This window comes from Neobacillus mesonae, assembly GCF_023715155.1.
Lineage (GTDB): Bacteria > Bacillota > Bacilli > Bacillales > Cytobacillaceae > Neobacillus > Neobacillus mesonae_A.
This window is the reverse complement of sequence record NZ_JAMBNQ010000093.1, coordinates 1-913: the sequence shown is the minus strand read 5'-3', so window position 1 is coordinate 913 and position 913 is coordinate 1. Positions and strand designations below refer to the sequence as shown.

9 tRNA genes are annotated in these 913 nt (G+C 54.9%); all 9 read left to right on the top strand.

Going from position 1 to position 913, the window contains the following annotated elements:
• Positions 1-45: 45 nt before the first annotated feature.
• The 9 genes from M3183_RS26565 (at position 46) to M3183_RS26525 (ending at position 867) form a co-directional block, all read left to right on the top strand.
• A tRNA-Leu gene (locus tag M3183_RS26565) sits at positions 46-127 on the top strand.
• Positions 128-142: 15 nt separating this feature from the next.
• Positions 143-217 (top strand) — tRNA-Gly (locus M3183_RS26560).
• A 5-nt stretch (positions 218-222) separates the two neighbouring features.
• Positions 223-311: transfer RNA gene (locus tag M3183_RS26555), tRNA-Leu, on the top strand.
• An 11-nt stretch (positions 312-322) separates the two neighbouring features.
• Positions 323-399, top strand: a tRNA-Arg gene (locus tag M3183_RS26550).
• Positions 400-409: 10 nt separating this feature from the next.
• A tRNA-Pro gene (locus tag M3183_RS26545) sits at positions 410-486 on the top strand.
• A gap of 11 nt (positions 487-497) precedes the next feature.
• Positions 498-573: transfer RNA gene (locus tag M3183_RS26540), tRNA-Ala, on the top strand.
• An 18-nt stretch (positions 574-591) separates the two neighbouring features.
• Positions 592-665: transfer RNA gene (locus tag M3183_RS26535), tRNA-Met, on the top strand.
• 10 nt (positions 666-675) lie between these two features.
• Positions 676-768, top strand: a tRNA-Ser gene (locus M3183_RS26530).
• Positions 769-793: 25 nt separating this feature from the next.
• Positions 794-867: transfer RNA gene (locus tag M3183_RS26525), tRNA-Met, on the top strand.
• Positions 868-913 lie beyond the last annotated feature (46 nt).

Sequence of the window (913 nt, the reverse complement as noted above, 5' to 3'; positions counted from 1 at the left end):
AGAGGGTCGAAGGTTCGAGTCCTTCATGGCTCACCATTTAAATATGCGGGTGTGGCGGAATTGGCAGACGCACCAGACTTAGGATCTGGCGCCGCAAGGCGTGGGGGTTCGACTCCCTTCACCCGCATTGTTTTCTATATTTGCGGAAGTAGTTCAGTGGTAGAACATCACCTTGCCAAGGTGGGGGTCGCGGGTTCGAGTCCCGTCTTCCGCTCCAAATCTGCCGGGGTGGCGGAACTGGCAGACGCACAGGACTTAAAATCCTGCGGTAGGTGACTACCGTACCGGTTCGATTCCGGTCCTCGGCACCATTTTAGACCATGCGCCCGTAGCTCAATTGGATAGAGCGTCTGACTACGGATCAGAAGGTTATGGGTTCGACTCCTTTCGGGCGCGCCATAGTGTTTAACGGGAAATAGCTCAGCTTGGTAGAGCACTTGGTTTGGGACCAAGGGGTCGCAGGTTCGAATCCTGTTTTCCCGACCATTCATAAATTCGGGGCCTTAGCTCAGCTGGGAGAGCGCCTGCTTTGCACGCAGGAGGTCAGCGGTTCGATCCCGCTAGGCTCCACCAAAATTCAATTATATATATGGCGGTGTAGCTCAGCTGGCTAGAGCGTACGGTTCATACCCGTAAGGTCGGGGGTTCGATCCCCTCCGCCGCTACTATAAACATGGAGGAATACCCAAGTCCGGCTGAAGGGATCGGTCTTGAAAACCGACAGGCGGGTTAAACCGCGCGGGGGTTCGAATCCCTCTTCCTCCGCCATGTTTACTTTATAAGATATTATTATCGCGGGGTGGAGCAGTCCGGTAGCTCGTCGGGCTCATAACCCGAAGGTCGCAGGTTCAAATCCTGCCCCCGCAATTTGGTCTGGTAGTTCAGCTGGTTAGAATGCCTGCCTGTCACGCAG